The sequence below is a fragment of the Arthrobacter sp. 10N418 genome (genome assembly GCF_056394725.1).
This window is the reverse complement of sequence record NZ_JBFTIK010000082.1, coordinates 1-351: the sequence shown is the minus strand read 5'-3', so window position 1 is coordinate 351 and position 351 is coordinate 1. Positions and strand designations below refer to the sequence as shown.

The 351-nt window shown below is 68.9% G+C and carries 1 protein-coding gene; it reads right to left on the bottom strand.

Going from position 1 to position 351, the window contains the following annotated elements; all coding sequences use genetic code 11:
- Nucleotides 1-56: 56 nt before the first annotated feature.
- Nucleotides 57-351, bottom strand: a 295-nt coding sequence (locus tag AC1DCZ_RS19405; protein ID WP_476976017.1) for a hypothetical protein, incomplete at its 5' end; no start/stop codon positions are given.

Below are 351 nucleotides of genomic sequence, written 5' to 3'. Positions count from 1 at the left end.
GCGCAGTGCTGCGCGATGACTGCGCTCGATTTCGGTCCTGAAACGACGGGCGGTGTTTAAGCGTCGGCGGCCGGATCCAGGCTGCTCGCGCCCGGCTCGGCCTTGGGCCGGCCTCCCGCCCGCTTGAACAGGCCCCGCCAGCCGGTCGGCTCCAGCGCGGGGCTGGCCCAGATCTTGTCTTCCATCGCCAGCCGTTCGGCCGCGTCGTAGATCTTGCGCATGGTCGGCGTCTCGAACCGCAGCATGTTGATGCCGTCGAAGTCGCCGGGGATCGAGGACACGCTGAGCGGCAGGTTGTGGCGCGTGCAGAAGCCCTCGGCCAGGCTCAGGGCCTGGCGATAGGAAAAGCGC